The sequence below is a fragment of the Marinobacter sp. genome, assembly GCF_035268745.1.
Taxonomy (GTDB): Bacteria; Pseudomonadota; Gammaproteobacteria; order Pseudomonadales; family Oleiphilaceae; genus Marinobacter.
Map to the genome: position 1 here is coordinate 75309 of NZ_DATFKH010000120.1, position 22502 is coordinate 97810.

17 protein-coding genes are annotated in these 22502 nt (G+C 58.3%); 13 read left to right on the plus strand and 4 right to left on the minus strand.

Annotation, left to right across the window (positions count from 1 at the left end):
• Positions 1 to 8 precede the first annotated feature (8 nt).
• The 7 genes from VJ956_RS09565 to VJ956_RS09595 all read left to right on the plus strand — a co-directional run bounded on the left by VJ956_RS09565 (position 9) and on the right by VJ956_RS09595 (position 12324).
• The gene (locus tag VJ956_RS09565; protein WP_324084178.1) at positions 9 to 7466 is read left to right on the plus strand and encodes an Hpt domain-containing protein; all 7458 of its coding nucleotides are present in this window, start codon (positions 9 to 11) and stop codon (positions 7464 to 7466) included.
• A complete protein-coding gene (locus VJ956_RS09570; protein ID WP_324084180.1) occupies positions 7466 to 8518 on the plus strand; it encodes a chemotaxis protein CheB in 1053 nt (350 codons plus the stop codon). The genes VJ956_RS09565 and VJ956_RS09570 overlap by 1 nt, the downstream gene beginning before the upstream one ends.
• Positions 8519 to 8529: 11 nt before the next feature.
• Positions 8530 to 8994, plus strand: coding sequence for a chemotaxis protein CheW (locus tag VJ956_RS09575; RefSeq protein ID WP_324084182.1), 465 nt, complete (start codon positions 8530 to 8532; stop codon positions 8992 to 8994).
• 70 nt (positions 8995 to 9064) lie between these two features.
• Complete coding sequence (locus tag VJ956_RS09580) at positions 9065 to 9553, plus strand: Fur family transcriptional regulator (protein ID WP_324084184.1); 489 nt, start codon at positions 9065 to 9067, stop codon at positions 9551 to 9553.
• A complete protein-coding gene (gene znuC / locus VJ956_RS09585; RefSeq protein ID WP_324084186.1) occupies positions 9546 to 10328 on the plus strand; it encodes a zinc ABC transporter ATP-binding protein ZnuC in 783 nt (260 codons plus the stop codon). Before VJ956_RS09580 ends, znuC begins: the two co-directional genes overlap by 8 nt.
• Positions 10315 to 11127 carry a metal ABC transporter permease gene (locus VJ956_RS09590; protein ID WP_324084189.1) on the plus strand — a complete coding sequence of 271 codons (813 nt, stop codon included), beginning with the start codon at positions 10315 to 10317 and terminating at the stop codon, positions 11125 to 11127. Before znuC ends, VJ956_RS09590 begins: the two co-directional genes overlap by 14 nt.
• 126 nt (positions 11128 to 11253) lie before the next feature.
• The gene (locus tag VJ956_RS09595; protein ID WP_324084191.1) at positions 11254 to 12324 is read left to right on the plus strand and encodes a GGDEF domain-containing protein; all 1071 of its coding nucleotides are present in this window, start codon (positions 11254 to 11256) and stop codon (positions 12322 to 12324) included.
• Here VJ956_RS09595 and VJ956_RS09600 read toward each other — a convergent pair.
• Positions 12318 to 13229: an alpha/beta fold hydrolase gene (locus VJ956_RS09600; protein ID WP_324084193.1), complete on the minus strand. Its 912-nt coding sequence runs from the start codon at positions 13227 to 13229 to the stop codon at positions 12318 to 12320. The genes VJ956_RS09595 and VJ956_RS09600 overlap by 7 nt on opposite strands.
• A gap of 217 nt (positions 13230 to 13446) precedes the next feature.
• On the opposite strand from VJ956_RS09600, the gene folE reads away from it, so the two are divergent.
• The 6 genes from folE (at position 13447) to VJ956_RS09630 (ending at position 18727) form a co-directional block, all read left to right on the plus strand.
• On the plus strand, positions 13447 to 14013 hold the full coding sequence (gene folE, locus VJ956_RS09605) for a GTP cyclohydrolase I FolE (RefSeq protein WP_324084194.1): 567 nt from the start codon (positions 13447 to 13449) through the stop codon (positions 14011 to 14013).
• Positions 14014 to 14031: 18 nt separating this feature from the next.
• A complete protein-coding gene (gene folX / locus VJ956_RS09610; RefSeq protein ID WP_324084197.1) occupies positions 14032 to 14424 on the plus strand; it encodes a dihydroneopterin triphosphate 2'-epimerase in 393 nt (130 codons plus the stop codon).
• Between the two features lie 78 nt (positions 14425 to 14502).
• On the plus strand, positions 14503 to 14823 hold the full coding sequence (locus tag VJ956_RS09615) for a hypothetical protein (protein WP_324084199.1): 321 nt from the start codon (positions 14503 to 14505) through the stop codon (positions 14821 to 14823).
• Positions 14824 to 15133: 310 nt separating this feature from the next.
• Positions 15134 to 15559 (plus strand): MerR family transcriptional regulator, encoded by a 426-nt coding sequence (locus VJ956_RS09620; protein ID WP_324084201.1) that lies wholly within the window; start codon positions 15134 to 15136, stop codon positions 15557 to 15559.
• Positions 15560 to 15572: 13 nt separating this feature from the next.
• Positions 15573 to 18155, plus strand: a complete 2583-nt coding sequence (locus tag VJ956_RS09625) for a heavy metal translocating P-type ATPase (RefSeq protein ID WP_324084203.1) — start codon at positions 15573 to 15575, stop codon at positions 18153 to 18155.
• Positions 18156 to 18277: 122 nt separating this feature from the next.
• A complete protein-coding gene (locus VJ956_RS09630; protein ID WP_324084206.1) occupies positions 18278 to 18727 on the plus strand; it encodes a DUF411 domain-containing protein in 450 nt (149 codons plus the stop codon).
• A gap of 21 nt (positions 18728 to 18748) precedes the next feature.
• Here the strand turns inward: VJ956_RS09630 and VJ956_RS09635 are convergent, their stop codons facing one another.
• The 3 genes from VJ956_RS09635 to gcvA all read right to left on the minus strand — a co-directional run bounded on the left by VJ956_RS09635 (position 18749) and on the right by gcvA (position 22459).
• Positions 18749 to 19387 carry an SDR family oxidoreductase gene (locus tag VJ956_RS09635; RefSeq protein ID WP_324084208.1) on the minus strand — a complete coding sequence of 213 codons (639 nt, stop codon included), beginning with the start codon at positions 19385 to 19387 and terminating at the stop codon, positions 18749 to 18751.
• Between the two features lie 71 nt (positions 19388 to 19458).
• Positions 19459 to 21387: a monovalent cation:proton antiporter-2 (CPA2) family protein gene (locus VJ956_RS09640; protein ID WP_324084210.1), complete on the minus strand. Its 1929-nt coding sequence runs from the start codon at positions 21385 to 21387 to the stop codon at positions 19459 to 19461.
• A 157-nt stretch (positions 21388 to 21544) separates the two neighbouring features.
• Complete coding sequence (gene gcvA, locus VJ956_RS09645; RefSeq protein ID WP_324084212.1) at positions 21545 to 22459, minus strand: transcriptional regulator GcvA; 915 nt, start codon at positions 22457 to 22459, stop codon at positions 21545 to 21547.
• Positions 22460 to 22502: the final 43 nt, after the last annotated feature.

Consider the following 22502-nt stretch of genomic DNA (forward strand, 5'->3'; position numbering starts at 1 on the left):
GAGTGGTTATGGGCAATCACCATGACAGCATCGCCCTGGACTGGGTTCGCGGCGAAATACAGGACACGCTGACCCAGAGCCAGCAGGCCCTGGAAACGTTCGTCGACAACAGGGACGATAAGGCACGGTTGCGCTTCTGCCTGAACTATCTTCACCAGGTTCACGGCACCCTGCAGATGGTTGAGCTTTATGGCGCAGCTCTGCTGACCGAGGAAATGGAGAAGCTGACCCAGGCGATCCTCAACAACAACCTGACCAACACCGACGATGCGGTGGAAGTATTGATGCAGGCAATCCTGCAGCTTCCCCAGTACCTTGAGCATCTGACCAGCAGCGAGGACGATTTCCCGCTCATTCTGCTACCGTTGCTGAATGACCTCAGGGCCGTTCGTGGTGAGCCACTGCTGTCAGATACATCGGTGTTCAAGCCGGATCTTTCCCCGGCCCAAAAGGGTGCTCCGGCCAATGTATCCCAACGTCTTCAGGACCCCAAGGTTCGGGGCCACCTCCGCAAGCTGCGGCAGATGTTCCAGTTTGCGCTTGCGGGCGTGGTACGCGAGGCCGATCTGGATGCGCATTTCGATTACATGCAGAAGGTTATCGACCGGCTGATCCGGCTCTGCAGGAACACGCCCCGCGGCGAACTCTGGAAGGCGGCAGGCGGGTTTGTCGAGACCCTTCAGGAGCGGGTCAATCCGGTCAATGCAGCTGTGAAATCACTCTTGCGTGAGCTGGATGCGGATATCCGCAACCTGACCGATGACCGCAATGATATTCTCCGGCAGGCCGCGCCAGAAGCCCTGCTGAAACACCTGCTCTATTATGTTGCCCGCGCCAGGGAGCTTGATACCAGCCGGGTAAAAGCGCTACGCGAGGCCTATGGCCTGTCCCATGCGCTGCCATCGGACGACGATGTCAACATTGCCCAGGAGCGCGCTTCGGGTCCCGGTCGGGATGCTATTCATTCCGTGGTCAATGCACTGAATGAAGAACTGGCCAGGCTCAAGGACCAGCTCGACCTGTTTGTCCGGTCCAGTAGCCGACAGAACGAGGAACTGGACGAACTGCTGCCCGGCCTGCGTCAGATTGCCAACACCCTGGCGGTACTGGGTCTTGGCATTCCGCGCAAGGTGGTTACCGAGCAGATCGAACTGGTGGAAAAACTTTCCAGCCAGCAGGATGTGGTCGACGATGGCACCATGATGGACATTGCCGGCGCGCTGCTTTATATCGAAGCCAGTCTGGCCGGCCTCGACAGCGACCGCAAACCGGATAGCGGCCAGGCCGGCAAAGACTCGGATCCTGTCAATCCTGCCTCCCGCGAGCTGGGGCAAGCCAGCAGTGCTCTGCTGCGCGAATCCCGTAACACCCTGGAGCAGGTGAAATCCGCCGTCATCAATTTCATCGCCTCGCAATGGGAAGCCCGCGAAATTGAACATGTTCCCGGCCTTTTACACAGCATCCGCGGCGGCCTGGCGCTGATCCCGCTGGACCGTGTTGCTGACATGCTTGCCTCCGCCGAGCGCTATGTGACGGATGTGCTGCTGGGCGGGAAACAGATCCCCGACTGGAAACAGCTCGACACTCTGGCTGATGCCATAACCAGCATTGAGTATTATCTTGAACGTGTGGCGGATGGTATTGGTGACAACGAAAGCGTGCTCAGACTGGCCGAGTCCAGCTTGCGGGAACTGGGCTTCCCGGTCGGTGAGGAGCCCACATGGGAACATCCGTCAGATATCGCAGACCTGCCTACCATCAGCCCGGAGGCGCCCGTCGAAGCCGGAAATGGCTCGGCCAAAGCCTCCGATACCGAATTGCTGGATGATGAAATTCTCGGCATATTTATAGAGGAAGCCGAGGAGGTACTTGAAACCATTGATGAATTCTACCCGCGCCTGCGCCAGAGCCCGGATGACCGCGAGGCGCTGACAGAGGTCAGACGCGCATTCCATACTCTCAAAGGCAGTGGTCGCCTGGTGGGAGCCTCCAGCATTGGCGAACTGGCCTGGTCCGTTGAAAACCTGCTGAACCGGGTAATTGACCAGACGCTCAAGCCTACCGATGACATGTTCAGACTGATCGACCAGGTTCACTCCCGCATTCCGTCGCTGATTCAGGAATTCCGCAACGGCGAGTCGACTGGCGATGTCCAGGCCCTGATCGAACGCGCCGAAGCCCTCTCGACCACACGCAAAACAGACAGTGAAGGCGCGGCGGTACAACCTGCTGCCGATGACGCCCGGGAACCGGACAGCGACAGTGAAGACGAGCTGATTGATGATGAAATCCTGGAGATTTTCAACGAAGAAGCCGGCGAGGTCCTGGAAACTATCCGGCAATACCTGCCGGCCCTGTTAAGGAATCATGAAGACCGCACTGCCCTGTCCGAACTGCGGCGGGCATTTCACACCCTGAAGGGCAGTGGCCGCATGGTGGGCGCGCTTGTTGTTGGTGAGCTTTCCTGGTCGGTTGAAAATATGCTCAACCACGTGATCGACGGCACCCTGTTCATGAACGACGACATTGCCGCCGTGCTGGACGAGGTCTCGGCCGAGCTGCCCGGGCTGGTTGAGGATTTCGAAAAACAGCGGCCGCCATCCACCGACACAGCGGCTCTGGAGGCAAGAGCCCATGCCCTGGCGAGCGGAGATATCCCCGATACCAGTGCGATGCCGGAATCCGGACCGGACCAGGCCACGCCGGTGGCGGATAGCACGAGTGGCAGACCAGAGCCGGCGGCTGAAACGGCGGAACCGATTGATCCGGTACTGCTGGAGATTTTCGAGAGCGAGACCGAAGCCCATTTACAGACCCTCAAAGACTTTCTCGAGGCTACCGGTGACAAGTCCAGTGTTGCCTATACCGATGATCTGTCCCGGGCACTGCATACCCTGAAGGGTAGCGCCCAGACCGCGGGCATTGGTCCGATTGCCAGGGTCATTACGCCGCTGGAACGGTTTGTCAAGGAGGCCCGGGCCCAGAACCACAGGGCCGACCGTGACGTCATCAAGCTGATTGAACAGGCCTGCAGCTTTATCACCGAGGGACTCGGTCAGATCGCCGAAAATCCTCAGTCGGAACTTCCCGGAACCGATGCATTCCTGCACAAGCTCGAAGCGGTGGCCAATGCCACGCTGCAAAGCGCCACATCGGAGCACGATGAGGCCCGGCCCCGCACCAGTCCGCAGCTGGTTCAGCTGTTTCTGAACGAAGGGCTGGATATCCTGCTCGACGCCGATCGCATTCTGGATGAATGGGCAGCCCAACCTGACAGGACCAGGCCCCGCGACATTCTCAGAGAAGAACTGAGCCGGCTCACCGACGGCGCCCGAAAAGCCCAGCTACCCGATGTGGCAGAGCTTTCCGAGACAATTCTCCGGGCCTATGAGCGCACCGCATCAAGCGCATTGCAGCCCGATGAAGACTATTTCTTCATTGTCCGGGCGGCCCATGAGCACCTGATCAACATGATGGATCAGGTCGCTGCCGGGCTGGCAACAGAGTTCAGCAAACCCCTGATTGAAGACCTGGACTCCCTGGCAACGGGGCAGCCGGCTGCGCCGGAACCTGCCAATAAGCTCGATCCGGAGTCCAGCGATGCCCCCGGGGCGACTGACCACAGCCCCGCTAGCGAGGTCGGGCTGCCCGGAGATAGCGTTGCAGCAGACAGCAAAGTACCGCCATTGCCTGAAACAGATGAGGAAATGGATGACGAACTCGCCGCCATATTCCTTGAGGAAGCCCGTGAGCTGATCGACAGTACGGCTGATTCCCTGCAAAGCTGGAGTGAACACACCGGCAACACCGAACTTTTGCAGCTTTTGCAACGGAACCTGCACACCCTGAAAGGCGGCGCCCGGCTGGCCGATATCTCCCCTGTTGGCGACCTCTCCCATGAGCTGGAAAGCCTGTTCGAAGGCCTCACCGAAAACCGCCTGCCGGTGACCAGCTCACTGTCGGATCTGCTTTTCCGCTGCCACGATCGTCTCGCGGGTATGGTGGAAGCTCTTGAACAGCAGGAGGCTCCCCGCCCGGCACCGGATCTGATCAGTGACATCCGCGCCTACATGGACAGCGTAACCGGAGCCGGGCCAGTCACCGGTGTCAGCACTCAGTATGGTGTTTCAGACGACCAGCAACTGCCCATACCCGATAGCGGAGAGACCGCGCCGGAACCGGACTATCACGATCCAGCACAGTCAGAATCACCGGCAGAACCAGACCGGGACGAACTGAAAGCCGCGGACCTGTCCCACCTGGACCCGGAACTGGTAGAGATTTTCCTCGAAGAAGCTTACGAGCTGATCAATTCAACCGGCAGCTTGCTTCAGACCTGGACCGAAAACCCGTCCGACCGGAATGTCGCAGCTGAATTGCAGCGGGATGTTCACACCCTCAAGGGCGGTGCGCGAATGGCGGGAATTAACGCCATTGGTGATCTGACCCATGTGCTCGAAGACCTGTTCGAAAAAGTGGCTCAGGGCCAGCTGGACGCCAGTGCGGGCATGAATAACCTGTTGTTTGCCTGTCACGACCGGCTGGCACAGATGGTAGAGGAAGTGGCCACTGGCAGGCCCTGCCCGCCAGCCCACGAACTGGTGCACAGGATAAAGGCCATTCTGGCGGGGCAATCCGTTGATGCGGAAGGACCGGAACAGACTCCCACACTGGCAGGAGCCATGCCGGATCCCTCCGCCAATGACCTGGTCGGTATCTTCCTTGACGAAGGACTGGAAATTCATGAGGCCATTGGTGAATGTCTGGCCCAGTGGCGCGATGACCCTCACGAACTGCAGGGCGTCACCCAGCTCCAGCAGGAACTGCGTACGCTCAGAGGCGGTGCCCGGCTGTCGGACCTGGACCCGGTTGCTGAACTGGCCGGGGTCTGGGCCGACGCACTGGACCCGCTGATCGCAGGTGTCGGCAACCAGAACGACCTGCTGCAACTGAGCGAACAGGCCCAGACCACACTCCGTCACATGCTCACCAGCATTGAAGAAGGCAACAAACCGGTGAGCAATGTGGAGCTGACCAGGGCCTTTGAAAGCTCTCACAGAACGGCTGAGGCCGTCGACTCCCCGGGGCTGGAACAGACGGCCGAGAGTGAAGCCGTTGATGCGGAAGTGCTGGAAATCTTCCTCGAGGAAGCGGACGAGATTCTCGAACAGCTCGAGCAGCTGCTCAGCGACTGGTATAAGGATCTGTCGAACAGCCATTTCAATCTGGAAGCCCAGCGTGCCCTGCATACGCTGAAAGGGGGCGCACGCCTGTCGCAGTTGTTTGCCCTGGGTGACAAGGCCCATGAGATGGAAACCCGGCTGATTGATCTGGGCGGGAACAAGCCGGATGAGGACAGCTGGAGATCCATCCAGGCCGACCATGAGGGTATAACCGCCCTGGTCAACGACATCCGTCAGCGTTTCGAGAGTACCGGCACGGTGCCACCCATAGCCGATGCGGAGGCCGCCCCGGCTTCTGCCGCGCCCGTTCCCGGGCCTGAGGCGAAAACACCCGCTGCCAGCGCACCAGCACACCAGGCCGATAAAGCAGCGGCCCCGGCCCCCAAACCATCATCAAAGAAGGCGCCCGCGGAACGGACCCGGGCTCGGGCTGGAGCCCAGCGCACGCCTCAGGAAACCATCCGGGTATCCGCTCCGCTGCTCGACGAAATGGTTAACCTGGCCGGTGAAACCAGTATTACCCGTGCCCGCCTTGAGCAGCAAACCAGCGATTTCAGTCACAACCTTGACGAAATGACCGCCACCATCGAGCGGGTTCGTGAGCAGCTGCGCCGCATGGAGATCGAGACCGAAACCCAGATTCTGTTCCGTGCCGAGAAAGAACACGGGCCGGATTACGGCGACGACTTTGATCCACTGGAGATGGACCGCTATTCGGCCATTCAACAGCTATCCCGGGCCCTGACCGAGTCAACGTCTGACCTGGCCGACCTCAGGGAAACCCTGTCTGACCGGGTAAGAGACACCGAAACCCTGTTGGTGCAGCAGTCACGGATCAATACCGAACTGCAGGAAGGTCTGATGAAGACCCGGATGATTCCATTTGCCTCCATGGTGCCAAGACTGCGCCGGATTGTGCGTCAGATCAGCGGTGAACTGGAGAAAAAGGTCGAGTTCGACGTTCGCAACCCCGAAGGTGAAATGGATCGCAACATTCTCGAGCGCATGGTGGCGCCGCTTGAGCACATGCTGCGAAATGCCCTCGACCATGGCATCGAGAAACCTGCAGATCGCAGAAAATCCGGTAAACCTGAAACCGGCGAGGTGACGCTGTCGCTGAACCGTGAGGGTGGCGACGTGGTGCTGCGGATGATTGATGACGGCGCCGGTATTCCCGCCAACGTCATCCGCGACAAGGCTATCCGCCAGGGCATGCTGGATCAGAACGAGGAACTGAGCGAGCGGGAAATCCTGCAGTTTATACTGCAGCCCGGCTTCTCTACCGCCCAGCAGGTCACCCAGATTTCCGGCCGCGGTGTCGGCATGGATGTCGTTGCCAGTGAGATCAAGCAACTGGGCGGCAGCCTGGATATTGACTCCACCGTCGGCAAGGGCACTGTCTTTACCGTTCGCCTGCCATTCACGGTATCGGTCAACCGGGCACTGATGGTCTCTACCGGCGAGGATTTCTACGCCATCCCGCTGAACACCATCGAAGGTATCGTGCGGGTCAGCAGCTATGAGCTGGAAGAGTATTACAAGCCTGAAGCCCCGCTTTACGAATACGCAGGTCAGAATTACCGGCTGCAGTATCTCGGCAGCCTGCTTAACAGTGACAATCACCCGAAACTTCAGGGTCAGGCCCTGCCACTGCCGGTAATACTGGTTCGTGGTGCAGAGCAGCCGATGGCCCTCCAGGTAGACAGCCTGATGGGCAGTCGCGAAATCGTGGTCAAATCCCTGGGCCCGCAGTTCGCTACCGTCCGGGGCGTGTCCGGCGCCACTATTCTGGGTGACGGCAACGTGGTGGTGATCCTTGACCTGCCAGCGATGATCCGCTCCGATATCCTGTCCGAGCGTCAGCGCCTGGCCAGCCTGGAAGATGCCAAAGAAGCCAGCCGCAAGGCAGGGCAGGTTACGACCGTCATGGTTGTGGACGACTCGGTAACCGTACGCAAAGTGACTTCGCGTCTGCTTGAGCGCAATGGAATGGAGGTGGTGACCGCCAAAGACGGCCTGGATGCGGTTGCCCAGCTGCAGGGCAACCGGCCGGACATCATTCTTCTGGACATCGAAATGCCCCGGATGGACGGTTTTGAAGTCGCAAGCTTCGTCAGACATGATGACGCTCTGAGGGAAACACCCATATGCATGATTACCTCCCGTACCGGTGAAAAACACCGGGAACGGGCACTGTCCATTGGTGTTAATGAATACCTTGGCAAACCCTTCCAGGAATCGGAGCTGCTCCAAACCATCAAGCGGCTGACCGGTAACCAGTAATGGCCAGCGCGTCAGAACGACCACAGGTGGGAATTGTTTCTGACATTATCCTGCAACGTCATCGTCTCCAGGACGCCACGAACCGGTTCGGCCTGGAGATCTGTTTTTCCGGTGATCCGGCGAAGCTGATGGCATACCCGGACTTTCCGGATGCCAGCCTCTGGCTGATTACGCTGGAAGATGAGGCGGATCACCCCCAACTTTTCGACCACATTCTGGAAAATACCGAAGCGCCGGTTCTGTTCGGACTTGATACCGCACCCAGTGCCGGCTCCACCGACTATTTTCGCTGGGAACGGCGATTGCTGGACAAACTGGAGCAATCGCTGGGTCATCTGGAAAAGCTGGATTCCGCCGCTACCATCGAGAAACTGGCCGAGGAGTCTGCCCGAACAACCGGTGCACCAGCCTTACCCTGCTGGATCCCCCCGGCCGCACCCAGTTCCATTGCCGACGAGATCTGGATCCTGGGAGCGTCGCTTGGAGGGCCCGCAGCCGTCAAGACCTTCCTCGACAACCTGCCGGCGGATCTGCCAGTGGGATTTGTCTATGCTCAGCACATTGATGGCAATTTTACCCGGGTTCTGACCCGGGTTCTGGGCCGCCATGCCCATTATCAGCTAAAAACAGCCGAATCCGGCTACCGTATCCGCAATGGCGACGTGGTGCTTATGCCAGTCGAGCATGAGTGGACGCTCGACAGCGACGGCGCACTGGAGCAGCGGGACAAGCCCTGGCCGGGACCCTACGGACCTTCCATCGACCAGGTTCTGCTGAATCTGGGTGACCACTATAGCGACAGGTGCAACGCCATTTTTTTCTCGGGAATGGGAAATGATGGCGCCATTGCCGCCCCGTTATTGAAGGCCTATGGCGGCCGGGTCTGGGTTCAGGAAAGCACCAGTTGCGACAACAGTTCCATGCCCGACTCTGTCGCCGCTACCGGATGCGCCGGATTCTGCGGAACACCAGAGCAACTTGCCCGGGAACTGGTCAACACCATTGAAAAATCCTGCTTGCTGAAAAGCCGCGAGCAACCGGATTCCGCCTGAGGAACGATGTAATGAAAGACGATACCGAGACTCTCTCCTGCGTCATGATCCCGATGAACGACCGACAGTTGTTGCTGCCGAACGTTTCCATCGCCGAGGTAGTGGATTACGCCGGTACCCCGGCGCCAGCCAACGCCCCCGGCTGGCTGGCAGGAACGCTTAACTGGCGCGGCCTGAGCCTGCCTATAATCTCCTACGACGGGGCCAACGGCGGCAAGGTCACCTTACCTGCTGGCAGTCGTGGCCGGATCGTTATCCTGAATACCATTGGTGACCATCACAGCAGGGTTCCGTTTATGGCGCTGGTAACTCAGGGCATTCCGAGTCAGACCCGGCTTGGCGCGAGTCAGATCAGGCAGATTGAGGGGGAGACCGGTTCAGCCGACCTGATGAGAGTCCAGGCAGACGGCGAAACCGCTTTTATACCGGACCTGGCTTTCCTGGAATCCCTCGCTGCAGAAGCCCCACAAAAATAACCCATGGCCCCGTCGTGGGCACTGGTGAGGGTGAATGTTATAATGTTCTACATTTGCCAGGAACCCGCCAATGTCAGCCAGCGCACTTCCCTACCGCCAGCATAATCACGACGCCTGCATTGCCGACGCCCTGGCGGACGCAAAGTCCATCTGCCAGCGCCATAACGCCCGGCTGACTGCAGCGCGGGAGCGGGTACTGGAACTGATCTGGCAATCCCACCGCCCGCTGGGCGCCTACGATGTACTGGCAATGCTGGCCAGGGACGGGCATAACGCAGCACCACCAACGGTCTATCGGGCTCTGGATTTCCTCCAGCAGTATGGACTGGTCCATCGCATTGCGTCCCTGAACGCCTTTGTCGGCTGTTCCCACGCTGGCATCCGCCACCAGGGCATGTTCCTGATCTGTCATCGCTGCAGTAACGTGCTGGAACTTGCGGCCCCGGCGGTTTCCGAAGTCATTGACGACGCCGCCTCCGACGTCCGCTTCCGGCCCGATAATGTTACGGTGGAAGTGTCCGGTCTCTGTCCGGCCTGTGCGGATGCAGCCCATGAGTGAAGCCCTCGCAACCCTGCAGCAACTGACCGTAGCGTTTGATGGACGCGCCATTGTCGATCGCGTTGACCTGGCCATTTACCGGGGCGACATTATTACCGTAATCGGCCCCAATGGCGCCGGTAAAACCACCCTGATCAAGGCGATTCTCGGTATCCAGAAACACCAGCAGGGTTCCCTGATATTGCAAACCGGACTGACCATTGGTTACGTGCCGCAGCATCTGACGCTTGAGCCAACCCTGCCACTGAGTGTCCGTCGGTTCATGCTACTCAGCGGGCAACCACTCGCTGGCTGTATTGATTCCCTGGGCAAAACCGGCGTGGAGCATCTGATAGACGCCTCCGTGCATCATCTTTCCGGCGGTGAAAAGCAGAGGCTGCTGCTGGCCCGGGCATTGGCGAGAAAACCCGACCTCCTGGTTCTGGATGAACCGGCCCAGGGCGTCGATATCAATGGTCAGGCGGCGCTTTATGACCTGATCCGCGACCTCCGGGACCAACTCAACTGCGGGGTGCTGATGGTTTCCCACGACCTGCACCTGGTGATGGCCGCCACGGACAAGGTGATCTGCCTGAACCAGCATATTTGTTGCAGCGGGTATCCGGCAGACATTTCCCATGATCCGGCGTTTATCGAAACCTTCGGTCGACCCGTTGCCGAGAGCCTGGCGGTCTACCACCATAACCATAACCACAGCCACGATCTCCACGGTGATGTGATCAACAAAAGCCAGGGCCACTCTGACCAAGGAAGCTGCGGCCATGCCCATCATTGATGCGCTGTTGAATGATTTCTTCTGGCGGGCGTTGCTTGGCGGCCTTGGCGTTGCCCTGGTGGCGGGCCCGCTGGGCTGCTTTGTGGTCTGGCGCCGCATGGCCTATTTCGGGGATACCCTCGCTCACTCTGCCCTGCTGGGTATTGCCCTGAGTTTTCTGATCAGTGTTCCGATGAACCTTGGCGTGATTGTCACCTGCGTGCTGCTGTCCATTGTGCTGGTATTGTTTCAGCGCAGCCGTGTGCTGGCGACCGATACCCTGTTGGGCATTCTCGCCCACAGTGCGCTGGCGATTGGCCTGGTCGCCCTGAGCTTCATGCCTGACATCCGCTTCGATCTGACCGGCCTGTTATTCGGCGATCTGCTGGCCATGAGCCGCACCGATCTGCTATGGATCTATGGTGGTGCCGGCGTAATCCTGACCCTGCTGGCACTGTTCTGGCGGGGTCTGCTGATGAGCACCATCCACGCAGAGCTGGCGAAGGTGGAGGGAGTGCAGGTCGAAAGACTAAGGCTGATACTGATGCTGATGTTTTCCATTGTGATTGCCGTGGCCATGAAAATTGTCGGCGTCCTGCTGATTACCGCGCTGCTGATTATCCCTGCGGCTACCGCCCGCAGACTGGCGGGCAATCCTGAACATATGGTCGGTATGGCTGTCGGTTTCGGATGCCTGGCCATCACCGGCGGTCTGTCCATGTCCTGGTTTCTGGACACGCCCGCCGGCCCGTCCGTGGTGGTAACCGCCTTCTGTGTATTTGTTCTGGTTTATGGCAGCGCCAGACGCGCCCCGGCCTGAAACCGGCCATCCCGGAGCAGGGAGACCGGGCACTCGAACTCACTCTATCATCTGCCGGCGACCATGCTAGACTCGAAGAAAGTCCCGTCAGGTAAGCGGGCAACTACTGAAAAGCGGGACTAAGTTGTGAATTCTCCTGGCGCTGCTGGAAAACCCGATACAAACCCGACGCTGACAGTGCTGGGGTTCAAGCATCAGCTCGTTTACCACCTCCATTTCTGGTCGTTTCTGGCCGTTGCCCCCCTGGTCTTGTTGCAGTGGCGCCAGGGTCATCTGTTACTGGCGTCTCTGCTGATCCTGTTCTGCCTCAATGCGGTTGTGGTGATTGTTTTTCTCAGATTCCGCGGCCATTACTTTCTGAAAGGCCGGCTGTTTCCCATTCTTGCGCTGATATGCGCCATCTATTCAACTGCTATTAACGGGCATACCGGTCTTTACTGGGCCTATCCTGCAGCAGCTGCACTGTTTTTCCTGCTTCCCCTGCGGGAGGCCACCGCGTTCAATGTCATATTTCTGGTTGGCATGTCGGTGGTGTCATTCCTCAAGTTTCCGGAAACCGAGTTCTGGCGAATCACCTTCTCACTGGGTCTGACCTGCCTCTTTGTCATGCTATTTGCCTGGCTTGTTGGTCGCCTGCAGATGGAGTTGATGCGCCTCGCCACCAAGGATCCGCTTACCGGGTGCCAGAACAGGTCGCAACTGGCAGATGAACTGAACTCCCAGATCCAGATGCGTGAGCGTTATGAAAGGGTATGCAGCATCATCCTGATCGATCTGGACTATTTCAGGCTGGTTAATGATCGTTGGGGTCATCTGGCAGGCGACCGCGTGTTACAGGAAGTGCCGAAACGGATTCTCAGGCGGCTGAGAGAAAGCGACAAAATATTTCGCTCCGGTGGCGAGGAGTTTGTACTGGTCCTGCCCGGGACCCGACAGAAAGATGCCTATCAGTTAGCCCGGGAATTGCTCACAAGTATAAGCGCAACGCCGTTCGGTGAAGGCATCAAGGCAACCGCAAGCGCCAGCGTGGCAGAGCTCGGCAAAGGCGAAACCTGGTCAGTCTGGCTGAACCGGGCCGACATTGCGCTTTACCAGTGCAAGGAGCGTGGCCGCAATCAGGTGGTCAGTGCGCAAATATTGGAAGATGCGCAGGAGCCGGCACCGGAAATCACGGATGAATCACTCAGGGCTCAGTGATGCTCCTTCCAGAAATCACGCCAGACCAGATAAACGATGTTGGAACTCTCGAAGTGCGGATAGTGCCCGACGCCTCTGAGGGTTACCACGTCAGGATCCGGAACAAGCTCCTGAAAACGACGCGCCATGGCAGCACCGGATACAGGATCCGCGACGCCGGAAATCAGCCGTAAAGGCTGCGTCGCATTCTGCAGGGCGCCCACCCAGCGATCACGATGACAACGACGCTCCTCCATAAAACGTATCAGCCGATGGACAACGCCACGGCCGTTGTTGTAGTTCAGCAGGTGCCAGAAGTCTTCCAGGTCTTGAGCCGAGGGCGGGTTGCCCGGTGCGAACAGACGAGTGAGATTGCGCTCGAACGTGCGCCGACCCAACCCCAGGCTGAGCAACCCTCCGACAGGGCTGCTCAGCAATTTCTGAATCAGCAGCGGGCTGTGAACTTCCGGAAACAGGGCGCCATTAAGGAAGCCAACCTGCCGGATGTGAAAGGACAGAACGCCTTCCTGCTCCCGAGCCAGCAATTCCTGGGCCACGCTACAACCATAGTCGTGGGCAAAAAGACTTACAGACTTAAGTCCCAGGCCGGTAATCCAACCCTCAAAAAGGTCAGCCTGATCCTCGATGCTGTAATCGTAAAGCGGGGGCTTGTCAGAAAAACCAAACCCCAGCATGTCCAGAGTCAGAACCTGATGGTGCTGCGCCAGCAAGGGCCAGAGCCGATTCCAGTCCCAGCTGGCGGTGGGAAAACCATGTAGAAATACCACGGGCTCACCCTCTCCTGCCATCCGGCTGAAAATGGCATGGCCACCGTAGGAAAACCATTTGCCGGCCCGCTGCCACTGTTCCAGACTGCCCAAGCCCTGCACAGTGTCCCCTGATGCCCCCGACATTACCTGTTCCATGTGTCAGTCCCGAAATCAGTCTTGACCACAAACTCTAAAGGAAAGCGGCCGCGGCTGCCAGAATGAGCGGGTTAAATTGCAGCTCCGGTCGCCACGAAATGACCGGCTGGTGGTCTTATCCCCTTGAGGTTACGTAAAGATTTCCAACGACAGGGCTGTCATAATCAACCCGAGTTCTCATGAAAGAGAAAATGATGTCACAACACCGGACACCAATATGACCAACAAGCTTGCCGACCTTGCCAATAACTACCAGCAGATCATTGCCGGCGTTGGCGAAGATCCCGAGAGAGAGGGACTGCAGCAAACCCCCATGAGGGCAGCCAAGGCCATGCAGTTTCTGACCCATGGCTACCAACAGACCCTTGAAACCCTGGTGAACAATGCGGTTTTCGAATCCGCGATGGATGAAATGGTGGTGGTGAAAGACATTGAGCTCTACAGCATGTGTGAACACCACCTGTTGCCTTTCATTGGTAAATGCCACATCGCTTATCTGCCCCAGGGCAAGGTGCTGGGCCTGTCGAAATTTGCGCGGATTGTTGATATGTATGCCCGACGCTTCCAGATTCAGGAGAATCTGACCCGCCAGATTGCCGAGGCCATCGAGTCGGTTACCGGGGCCAAAGGCGTCGCGGTCGTCATCGAGGCCAAACATATGTGCATGATGATGCGCGGCGTCGAGAAGCAGAATTCCAGCATGAAGACGTCGGTGATGCTGGGACAGTTCCGTAAATCCCAGGCCACCCGTTCGGAATTCCTGACCCTCATCCGTGACCGCTGAAATTCAGGAGCCTGAACAATGACCAATGCCCGTGCAACTCATGAAGCTACCGTTCGCATCAAGGATCTGTTGCTTCGTCCCTACATTGGGATAAAAGACGACGAAATCAGCAACCAGCAGGATGTACTGATCAATGTGCGCCTGACCTATGACGCCACCGCAGCCATTAACCGTAACGAAATCGGCGCGGCCCTGAACTACCGCACTATCACCAAACAGATCATTGCCCATGTGGATGGCAACCGCTTCGCCCTCCTTGAACGGCTGACCCATGAAGTTCTCACTATTATCATGGAACATCAGGCAGTTACCTGGGCAAGGGTTGAAATCGACAAGCCCCATGCGCTGAGATATTCGGATTCTGTATCTGTAAGCCTTGAGGCGAGCCGACCAGCGGACAGGATTGCCTGAGCCTTCCGGGGGGCAGTTGATTGAAACTGCGCTCTTTAATCACCACGATTACCGTATCAGTTTTCGAGGTACCGATTTATGAGTTCAAATTATCTGACTCAAGAACAGAATGAGCGGTTAAGGCGCTGGGAATTCTGGAATAAGCGTTATTTCATTTTTGCATTTTTCGCACTGACCATCATTCTGGTTTTCAGTAGCCAGCTCGGGCTTTCCAGTGACGATAGCTGGGGTCCTCTCGGCCTGCTGATTGCGGCCCTGGTTACCCCCATTATCATTCTGCAGATGCAGCTGGCCTGCCCCGCCTGTGGGCAGAAAATCGGCTGGCAGGCCAAGTTGATGGCCCCGGACCAGTGCAAGGCCTGTGGCACCTTCCTGCGCTCCAAAAGCTCCTCTTCCTGAAAAAACCTTTGACCTGTGAGTTGCTCACAGGTTTTAAGCTATTCTTAATTTGATACCACGTGGCATTCATTTTGGGTGTCGTTCGTGGTTGGGCTGGGCCTTCTTCCAAAACCCGCTCCTTCGGCACATCCATGTGGCGCTTGGACTCCGCCCCTCAACGCTTATCGCTCCTGCGTCGCGCTGAGGGTCCAGGGCAGGCCATCCTTGGCCAGCCCGTGAAGAGCTGACGCTCTCCACCCATGGCTCCGTACAGTTTTGGAAGAAGGCCCAGCCCAACCACTTGATCAACATTGGGGTGGCTGCCTGGATAATGAAAGTCAAAGAACTAGCTGTTGAAGCCGGGGTTAATCCCGACACCGTCCGGTTCTATACCCGGGAAGGGTTGCTAAGGCCTACCCGGAATCCGGATAACAACTACCAGCAATATGATGCGGAAGATTTACGACGGCTGCGGTTTGCCCGCAAGGCACGGCAACTGGGGTTTTCGCTTCCGGAAATCCGGCAGATTCTGGAGCAGGCCGATGATCACCATTCACCCTGCCCCATGGTCCGGGATGTTTTCGAAGAGCGGCTGGCGCAGGTGGAAGCCGAGATTGCCCAGTTGCAGCAGTTGCGTAACCGGATGACCTCTGCTTTGGCGGCCTGGCAGGATATGCCGGATGGTACGCCGGACGGGCATACAATTTGCCGGCTAATTGAACACTGGGACGAAGTAGTCCCGGAAACAGGTGAATGAGGACGGATACCCGATGAGCAAGAACACCGAATTACACCCGCTGCTGTCGATCTCCGGCGCTTCCTGTCAGGGCTGCGCTCGCAAGATTCGCAGTGCGCTGGAGCCTTTGACCGGGGATGCTGACAGGGTGGAGGTGAATCTCGAGAACCAGACGGTGTCCCTGCCTGACGGCATTGATACCAGCGAAGCCGCCCGTGCCGTCACGGATGCCGGTTACCCCGCATCTCCGATGGCTACTTCCTCCGACACTCACCAGCCACCGGAGAACGATCATTGCCACGCTGAAAAAACCCAACCCGACGCGGATGCCGGGCACAAACCGGAACTGAAAAAAGCCGAAAGTGCCGCCACCGATGACGACCAGATCCATCTGGCAGTAACCGGCGCCACCTGTGCTTCCTGCGTGAATACCATCGAAAAGGCGCTTACCTCAGTGGAGGGAATTACCGGTGCCCATATGAATCTGGCGGACAATACCGCAACGGCCACCGGGCATGCCGATCCGCAGACTCTTATCAAGGCCGTTGAAAGCTCCGGCTACGGTGCCAGCGTGATCGAGGACCCGGACGAGGCCGATGAAAACAAGCAGGAACAGGACCGCAAGCATTACCGAACCCTGCTGGTGAAGATGGCCATCAGCCTGAGCCTGGGTCTGGGCCTGATGATCTGGGGTATGGGTTTTAACACCATGAGGGTGACCGCAGACAACCAGATAACCTGGATTACCCTGGGCATCCTTACCCTGGGCGTGATGATTGCCACCGGCGGCCATTTCTACACCGGCGCCTGGAAGGCGTTCCGCCATCATAATGCCAATATGGATACGCTGATCGCCCTGGGTACCGGAACTGCCTGGGTCTATTCCATTGTCGTCGCCAGCGTTCCCGACGCGCTGCCGGAAATGGCCCGGCATGTGTATTTTGAAGCGTCCGCGATGATTATCGGCCTGATCAACCTGGGGCAGGCGCTGGAGCTCCGCGCCAAGGGCAAAACCTCGGAAGCGGTGAGACGGTTGCTGGATCTGCGGGCAAAAACCGCGCGGGTTATCCGTGACGGGGAAGAACAGGATCTGCCGGTCGAGCAGGTAAAAGCCGGCGATCATATCCGTGTGCGTCCCGGTGAAAGCGTGCCGGTGGACGGGGAAATCACCGAGGGCAGTACCCGTATTGATGAAAGCATGCTCACCGGTGAACCCATGCCGGTCAGCAAGGGCGAAGGCGATGAGGTCTCTGCCGGCACCCTGAATACCAGCGGGTCGATTATCTACCAGGCAACCCGGGTAGGCAGCGATACCGCCCTTGCCCAGATTATCCGTCTAGTGAAGAAGGCCCAGGGCTCCAAGCCCGCTATCGGGCGCCTGGCGGACAGGATTTCTGCGGTGTTTGTGCCGACCGTGATGCTGATTGCCGTGGTGGCGGCGCTGGTCTGGTACAACGTCGGACCGGAACCCGCCGTGGTTCACATGATGGTAGCGGCCACTACCGTGCTGATCATTGCCTGCCCCTGTGCTCTGGGCCTGGCGACACCCATGTCGGTGATGGTGGGTGTGGGCAAGGCTGCTGAATACGGCGCACTGATCCGTCAGGGCGATGCCCTGCAGACCGCTGGCAAGCTTGATCTGGTCATACTGGACAAGACCGGTACCATTACCGGGGGGCACCCGGCCGTTACCCGTTGCCAGGCTACAGATGACGACACCGGCAGACTACTGGCCCTGGCCGCTGGCCTTGAGCAGCATTCGGAACACCCGCTGGCCGAGGCCATTATGGCAAAAGCCAAGGCAGAGAATGTCAGCCCGGTGAAGGTCTCGGGCTTTGAGGCCCTTAATGGCAAAGGCGTCAGCGGCGAGCTTGATGGCGAGCCCCTGCGCCTTGGCAACCGCCGCTGGCTGGAACAGCAGGGCGTGGATCTGGCAGCACTCGGGAAAGAAGCCGACACCATTACTGCCGAGGCCGGAACACCGCTGTTCCTGGCCCTGGGTAACACGGCCCTGGGCGTGATCGGTGTTGCCGATGCCGTCAAACAGGATTCTGAAGCCGCCATCCGCCGCCTGCACGATGCCGGTATTCGGGTCATGATGGTCACCGGCGACGTGGATGCAACGGCCAGGGCGATCGCCCGCAAAACCGGTATCGATGACTATCGCGCCGAGGTATTGCCGGAAGACAAGGCCACCATCGTCAGTGAAATGCGTGGCAAGGGTTACACGGTCGCCATGGTCGGCGACGGCATTAATGACGCTCCGGCTCTGGCCGCTTCTGATGTCGGCTTTGCCATCGGCACCGGAACCGACGTGGCGATTGAAAGCGCTGGCATCACCCTTATGCGGGGTTCGCTGCATGGCGTGGCCGACGCCATCGAGATATCCCGGGCCACCGTTCGCAATATTCACCAGAACCTGTTTGGTGCTTTTATCTACAACTCCCTGGGTATACCGGTGGCTGCAGGGCTGTTATATCCTTTCTGGGGCATACTGATGAGCCCGATACTGGCGGGTGCCGCCATGTCGGCCTCCTCGGTTACGGTGGTCACCAATGCCAACAGGCTGCGGCTGTTCAAAACCAGCAGCAGCGCCAGCAGGGAGGGGAACAAATGAGCACATTCCTGGTCAATGCAGGAGGACTGGTGCTAATGGCCGCCATTGTCTGGTGGTTCTGGCTGTCTCCCTCAGACGACGGTCAATCCGACCAAGATCATAATCATCACTGAGGTAGTGTCATGAAAAAATATACGCTGGCGTTGGGCCTTGTCGCTGCTATTGGTATCAACGGTCAGTTGCAGGCCGATGACGAGCTCCTTGATATTCATGTCTACAAATCGCCGACCTGCGGCTGTTGCACCGACTGGGTAGACCACCTCAAGGAAAACGGTTTCCGGGTGGAAGTGACGGAAACCAACAACCTGAACCCCGTCAAGATTGACGCCGGCCTGACCCCTTCTCTGGCCAGTTGCCACACCGCCTTTATTGGTGACTATGTGATTGAAGGCCACGTGCCAGCCGACGACATTCGCCGGCTGATCTCCGAGGCACCAGCAGCAAGAGGCCTGGCGGTCCCCGGCATGCCGGTTGGCTCACCGGGCATGGAAATGGGCGATCGCAAAGACAACTATCAGGTGCTGATGTTTAACGAGAGCGGCCAGACCCAAGTCTTTTCCGAGCATAACTAGTGTCCCGTCGGGACACTACCTTTACAGTTGTGCCAGCGACTCGCCCACCGGCGTTGGTCCTGACACAACCTCGAAGACGCGGTTGGCGGTCGTTGCCGAATCCAGAACCGCCAGCAGGACGCTGGCAACATCCGCCCGGGGAATCTTGCCGACCCCTTCCAGTTTCTCACTCACCGCCACCTTGCCGGTACCTTCGTCATTGGTCAGCCGACCCGGGCGAACAATGGTGTAAGTCAGCCCGCTACGCTTCAGGTGTTCATCAGCGCCGTGTTTGGCTCTGAGGTAGGAACGGAGCTTCTCCGGCCCGCTTTCCGGTGCCCCGGCACCCATGCTGCTCACCATGATAAAATGCTTGATACCCATGGCCCTGGCCGTGTCGATCAGCTGGACAGCACCATTGTGATCCACATCGATGGTTTTATCCGGCCCGGTATGGGGGCCTGAGCCGGCGGCGAAAATGACCGCATCGCACCCCTTCATGGCCTCGCTGCAGTCATGCTCGAGATCGCCCAGCACGGTTTCCGTTGCGCCCAGCTGCTGCAGGTCCGGGCCCTGTTCCGGATGCCGGATCAGGGCCCGGGCCTCATGATCGCTATCGGCCATTGCCCGTAACAATAGCTGCCCGATTTGCCCGTTAGCCCCTGCAATGAACACATGCATGATGGATCTCCTGGTTAATGGTTTGGCGTGAACATGATCTATCGTTGCGTGCACTACCCGCACAACTCAAGTTATTTTGACAGCGTCCCGGTATTTCTGCCCGGGCCTTCACCCTCATGATCGCCCGGCGGGCTCCAGAGCGGCACGTCCTCACGTCTGGGCTCGTCCCATTCCCCCTCCATAACGCTGCTTAACCCCTCTTCGAGCTTCATGAACAGCTCGCCATAGCGAGGACTGAAGCTCATGCCCCCGTCGATTTCCTTCCAGGCCTCGAACAACTGGTCGTCGTGGGCCGCCTCGTTTTCGATAAAAGCCCAGGTCATTTGCCGCGCCCGCATCGGATGTACGCCCATGGCCGTAAGGGCATGACCGCCCAACTCCAGAGCAGAGTGGTAGGTCTCACTGACCACGCCGTCCGCGCCCGCTTGCCGAAGCTGATAGCCATTGCCGCGGTCAAATGCCCGTGCCAGTACCCAGACACCCGGGAAGTACTTTTTCACGTACTGCACCATCAGCAGCGCGCGGTCCCTGTCATCAATCGCCACTACCAGCATGCGGGCCTGTTCAATACCCGCCTTCTCCAGCAGATCATGGCGGCTGGCATCGCCAAAGAAGCTCCTGATATTGATCTGGCGAACGTTTTCGATCTGCTCGAGCTCATGATCGAGCACCACAATGGGAATGTCGTTGGCCCGCAGCAACCGGCAGACAATCTGTCCGAACCGCCCCGCACCGGCCACAATGACGGGCGCCTGCTTGTCAATGGTATCCGCTTCCGGCTCCTCGTTCTTGGCGCGTCGGTAACGCGGCAGCACAATGCGGTCGTAGACGATAAACAGCAGAGGCGTCAGGAACATGGACAGGGCAACAACCAGCGAGAGAATCTGTGAGGTCTGGGTCGGAATCACGTTGTTCTGGACGCTGTAGGTCAGCAGCACAAAACCGAACTCACCCGCTTGCGCCAGCCCCAGGGTGAACAGCCAGCCGTTGCTGCCATGAACGCCGAACATCATTGCAAGGGCAAGCAGGATCAGCCCCTTGACCATAATAACGGCCGCCGCCAGAGCGACGATGGTGTCCCACTCTGCCAACAATACCTCGACGTTGATACCGGCGCCCACAGTAATAAAGAACAGGCCCAGTAACAGGCCCTTGAAAGGCTCGATATTGGCTTCAAGCTCGTGGCGGAACTCACTGTTGGCCAACACCACCCCTGCCAGAAACGCCCCCAGGGCTGGTGAGAGATTAACCAGGCTCATCAGTGCCGCAATGCCGATCACCAGCATCAGCGCCGTGGCCGTGAACACCTCCCGCAGCCTTGACCGGACCACATAACGGAACAGCGGAGGGCCCAGGTAATAACCGCCAACAATAACGACGGCAATGGCGCCCACGACTGCCAGAGCATGACCCCAGGCGGGCAGACCGGCAACCAGACTCAGACCCGGGCCATGACCGCCGGCCGGACGTGACTCCGCCATCAACTCCGGCAACGCCAGCAGCGGAATCAGGGCCAGCATCGGGATAACCGCGATGTCCTGAAACAGCAGGACGGCAAAGGTACTGCGTCCGCCCTCTGTTTTCGTCAACCCCTTTTCATTCAGGGTTTGCAGCACAATGGCAGTGGATGACAGTGTGAAAATGAGGCCAACCGTCAGCGCTGTCTGCCATTGCAGTCCGAGCCACCAGGCCACCGCCGTCCCGGCCGCCGCCGTCAGTGTCACCTGAAGACCGCCAAGGCCGACAAGCCGCATCCTCATTGCCCAGAGCGCCCTGGGGTCGAGCTCCATCCCGACCAGGAACAGCATCATGACCACACCAAATTCCGCAAAATGCTGAATGGTGCTGGCTTCCTGCCCCACCAGACCGGTAACCGGGCCGATCACAACCCCGGCAACCAGGTAACCCAGTACCGAACCCAGGCCCAGACGTTTTGCCAAAGGCACTACGATTACGGCAGCTAAAAGGTAGATGAAAGCCTGAATAAAATAAGCTGTCATATGATCAGAGCTCGAAGAATTTGGCCGTATGTAGCATAAATCCGGGAAGATCGATTCATCGAGAGTCCGGTAATGCTCCCGGATATTCGAAGATATCAGCTTCTGGCAAAAGTCGGTCTAGCTTATCCAGCGAGCCTGCACGACCGCAATGCCTGGCTCAGGAAGCCTCCGGAATTTCACCGCTTTCGTTACCCCGCATCTCGCTCATCAGCCATTCCTTGAAGGCTTTCATTCCTATGGTCAGGGGACGCTGCTTGCGGTAAACCAGATAGAAGGCCCGATGCGTATCCAGCTGAATGTCGAAAGGCACCACCAACTTGCCCGATTTAATTTCACGGGACGTCAGAGTGCTATCAGCCAGCGCGACTCCGAGGCCCTCCTGGGCCGCCGCCGTGGCCAGTTGCCCGCTTGACATCTGGAGGCTGCCCCGGGCAGATATGAAATCCACACCTGCCTGCTGCAGCCAGTTTTCCCATTCCCACTTGCGTTTACTGACATAAATCAGCGTGTGTTTCGCCAGGTCTTCAGGTTTTTCCAGCGGCAACTCTGCGTCCAATAGCCGCGGGCTACACACCGGCACCAGCATAACCTTGCGCAGGAAATGCACTTCGATGTCGTCCCATTCGCCACTCCCGAAATAGACCGCCATATCGCTGCTGGTGCGGTCGAAATCCAGCAGCCCCATGGAGGCGTTAATCTCCAGTTCAATATCCGGGTAAAGGGCCTGGAAACGAGCCATGCGAGGCATCAGCCAGCGGGTCAGGAAATTGGGTGCCACACTGATTTTCACCACATTGGATTCCTGGTTCGCGGTGAGTCGTTGGGTGGCCATCTCAATCTCATCGAACGCGTGCCTGACAGATGTCAGGTATTGCTCGCCTGCCGGCGTCAACGTCACCGTTCGCCGGCTTCGGTCAAAGAGTGAAAGGCCCAAATATTCTTCAAGGGTCTTGACCTGATGACTGACCGCGGAAGACGTCACGAATAGTTCCTTGCCAGCTTCGGCAAAGCTACGGTGTCTGGCGGCTGACTCAAAAACCCGAAGCGCATTGAGCGGTGGCAGGTGGCGCATGACGTTGCTCGATAGATGAGTTTTTCTCATCATTCTGCTGAAA

Coding starts and splice junctions, on each gene's coding strand:
- gcvA (WP_324084212.1), bottom strand. CDS start 22,459: ATGCGCCACCTGCCACCGCTCAATGCGCTTCGGGTTTTTGAGTCAGCC.
- VJ956_RS09620 (WP_324084201.1), top strand. CDS start 15,134: ATGAAAGTCAAAGAACTAGCTGTTGAAGCCGGGGTTAATCCCGACACC.
- VJ956_RS09640 (WP_324084210.1), bottom strand. CDS start 21,387: ATGACAGCTTATTTTATTCAGGCTTTCATCTACCTTTTAGCTGCCGTA.
- VJ956_RS09625 (WP_324084203.1), top strand. CDS start 15,573: ATGAGCAAGAACACCGAATTACACCCGCTGCTGTCGATCTCCGGCGCT.
- znuC (WP_324084186.1), top strand. CDS start 9,546: ATGAGTGAAGCCCTCGCAACCCTGCAGCAACTGACCGTAGCGTTTGAT.
- VJ956_RS09575 (WP_324084182.1), top strand. CDS start 8,530: ATGAAAGACGATACCGAGACTCTCTCCTGCGTCATGATCCCGATGAAC.
- VJ956_RS09580 (WP_324084184.1), top strand. CDS start 9,065: ATGTCAGCCAGCGCACTTCCCTACCGCCAGCATAATCACGACGCCTGC.
- VJ956_RS09615 (WP_324084199.1), top strand. CDS start 14,503: ATGAGTTCAAATTATCTGACTCAAGAACAGAATGAGCGGTTAAGGCGC.
- VJ956_RS09570 (WP_324084180.1), top strand. CDS start 7,466: ATGGCCAGCGCGTCAGAACGACCACAGGTGGGAATTGTTTCTGACATT.
- VJ956_RS09630 (WP_324084206.1), top strand. CDS start 18,278: ATGAAAAAATATACGCTGGCGTTGGGCCTTGTCGCTGCTATTGGTATC.
- VJ956_RS09565 (WP_324084178.1), top strand. CDS start 9: ATGGGCAATCACCATGACAGCATCGCCCTGGACTGGGTTCGCGGCGAA.
- VJ956_RS09590 (WP_324084189.1), top strand. CDS start 10,315: ATGCCCATCATTGATGCGCTGTTGAATGATTTCTTCTGGCGGGCGTTG.
- VJ956_RS09635 (WP_324084208.1), bottom strand. CDS start 19,387: ATGCATGTGTTCATTGCAGGGGCTAACGGGCAAATCGGGCAGCTATTG.
- folX (WP_324084197.1), top strand. CDS start 14,032: ATGACCAATGCCCGTGCAACTCATGAAGCTACCGTTCGCATCAAGGAT.
- folE (WP_324084194.1), top strand. CDS start 13,447: ATGACCAACAAGCTTGCCGACCTTGCCAATAACTACCAGCAGATCATT.
- VJ956_RS09600 (WP_324084193.1), bottom strand. CDS start 13,229: ATGGAACAGGTAATGTCGGGGGCATCAGGGGACACTGTGCAGGGCTTG.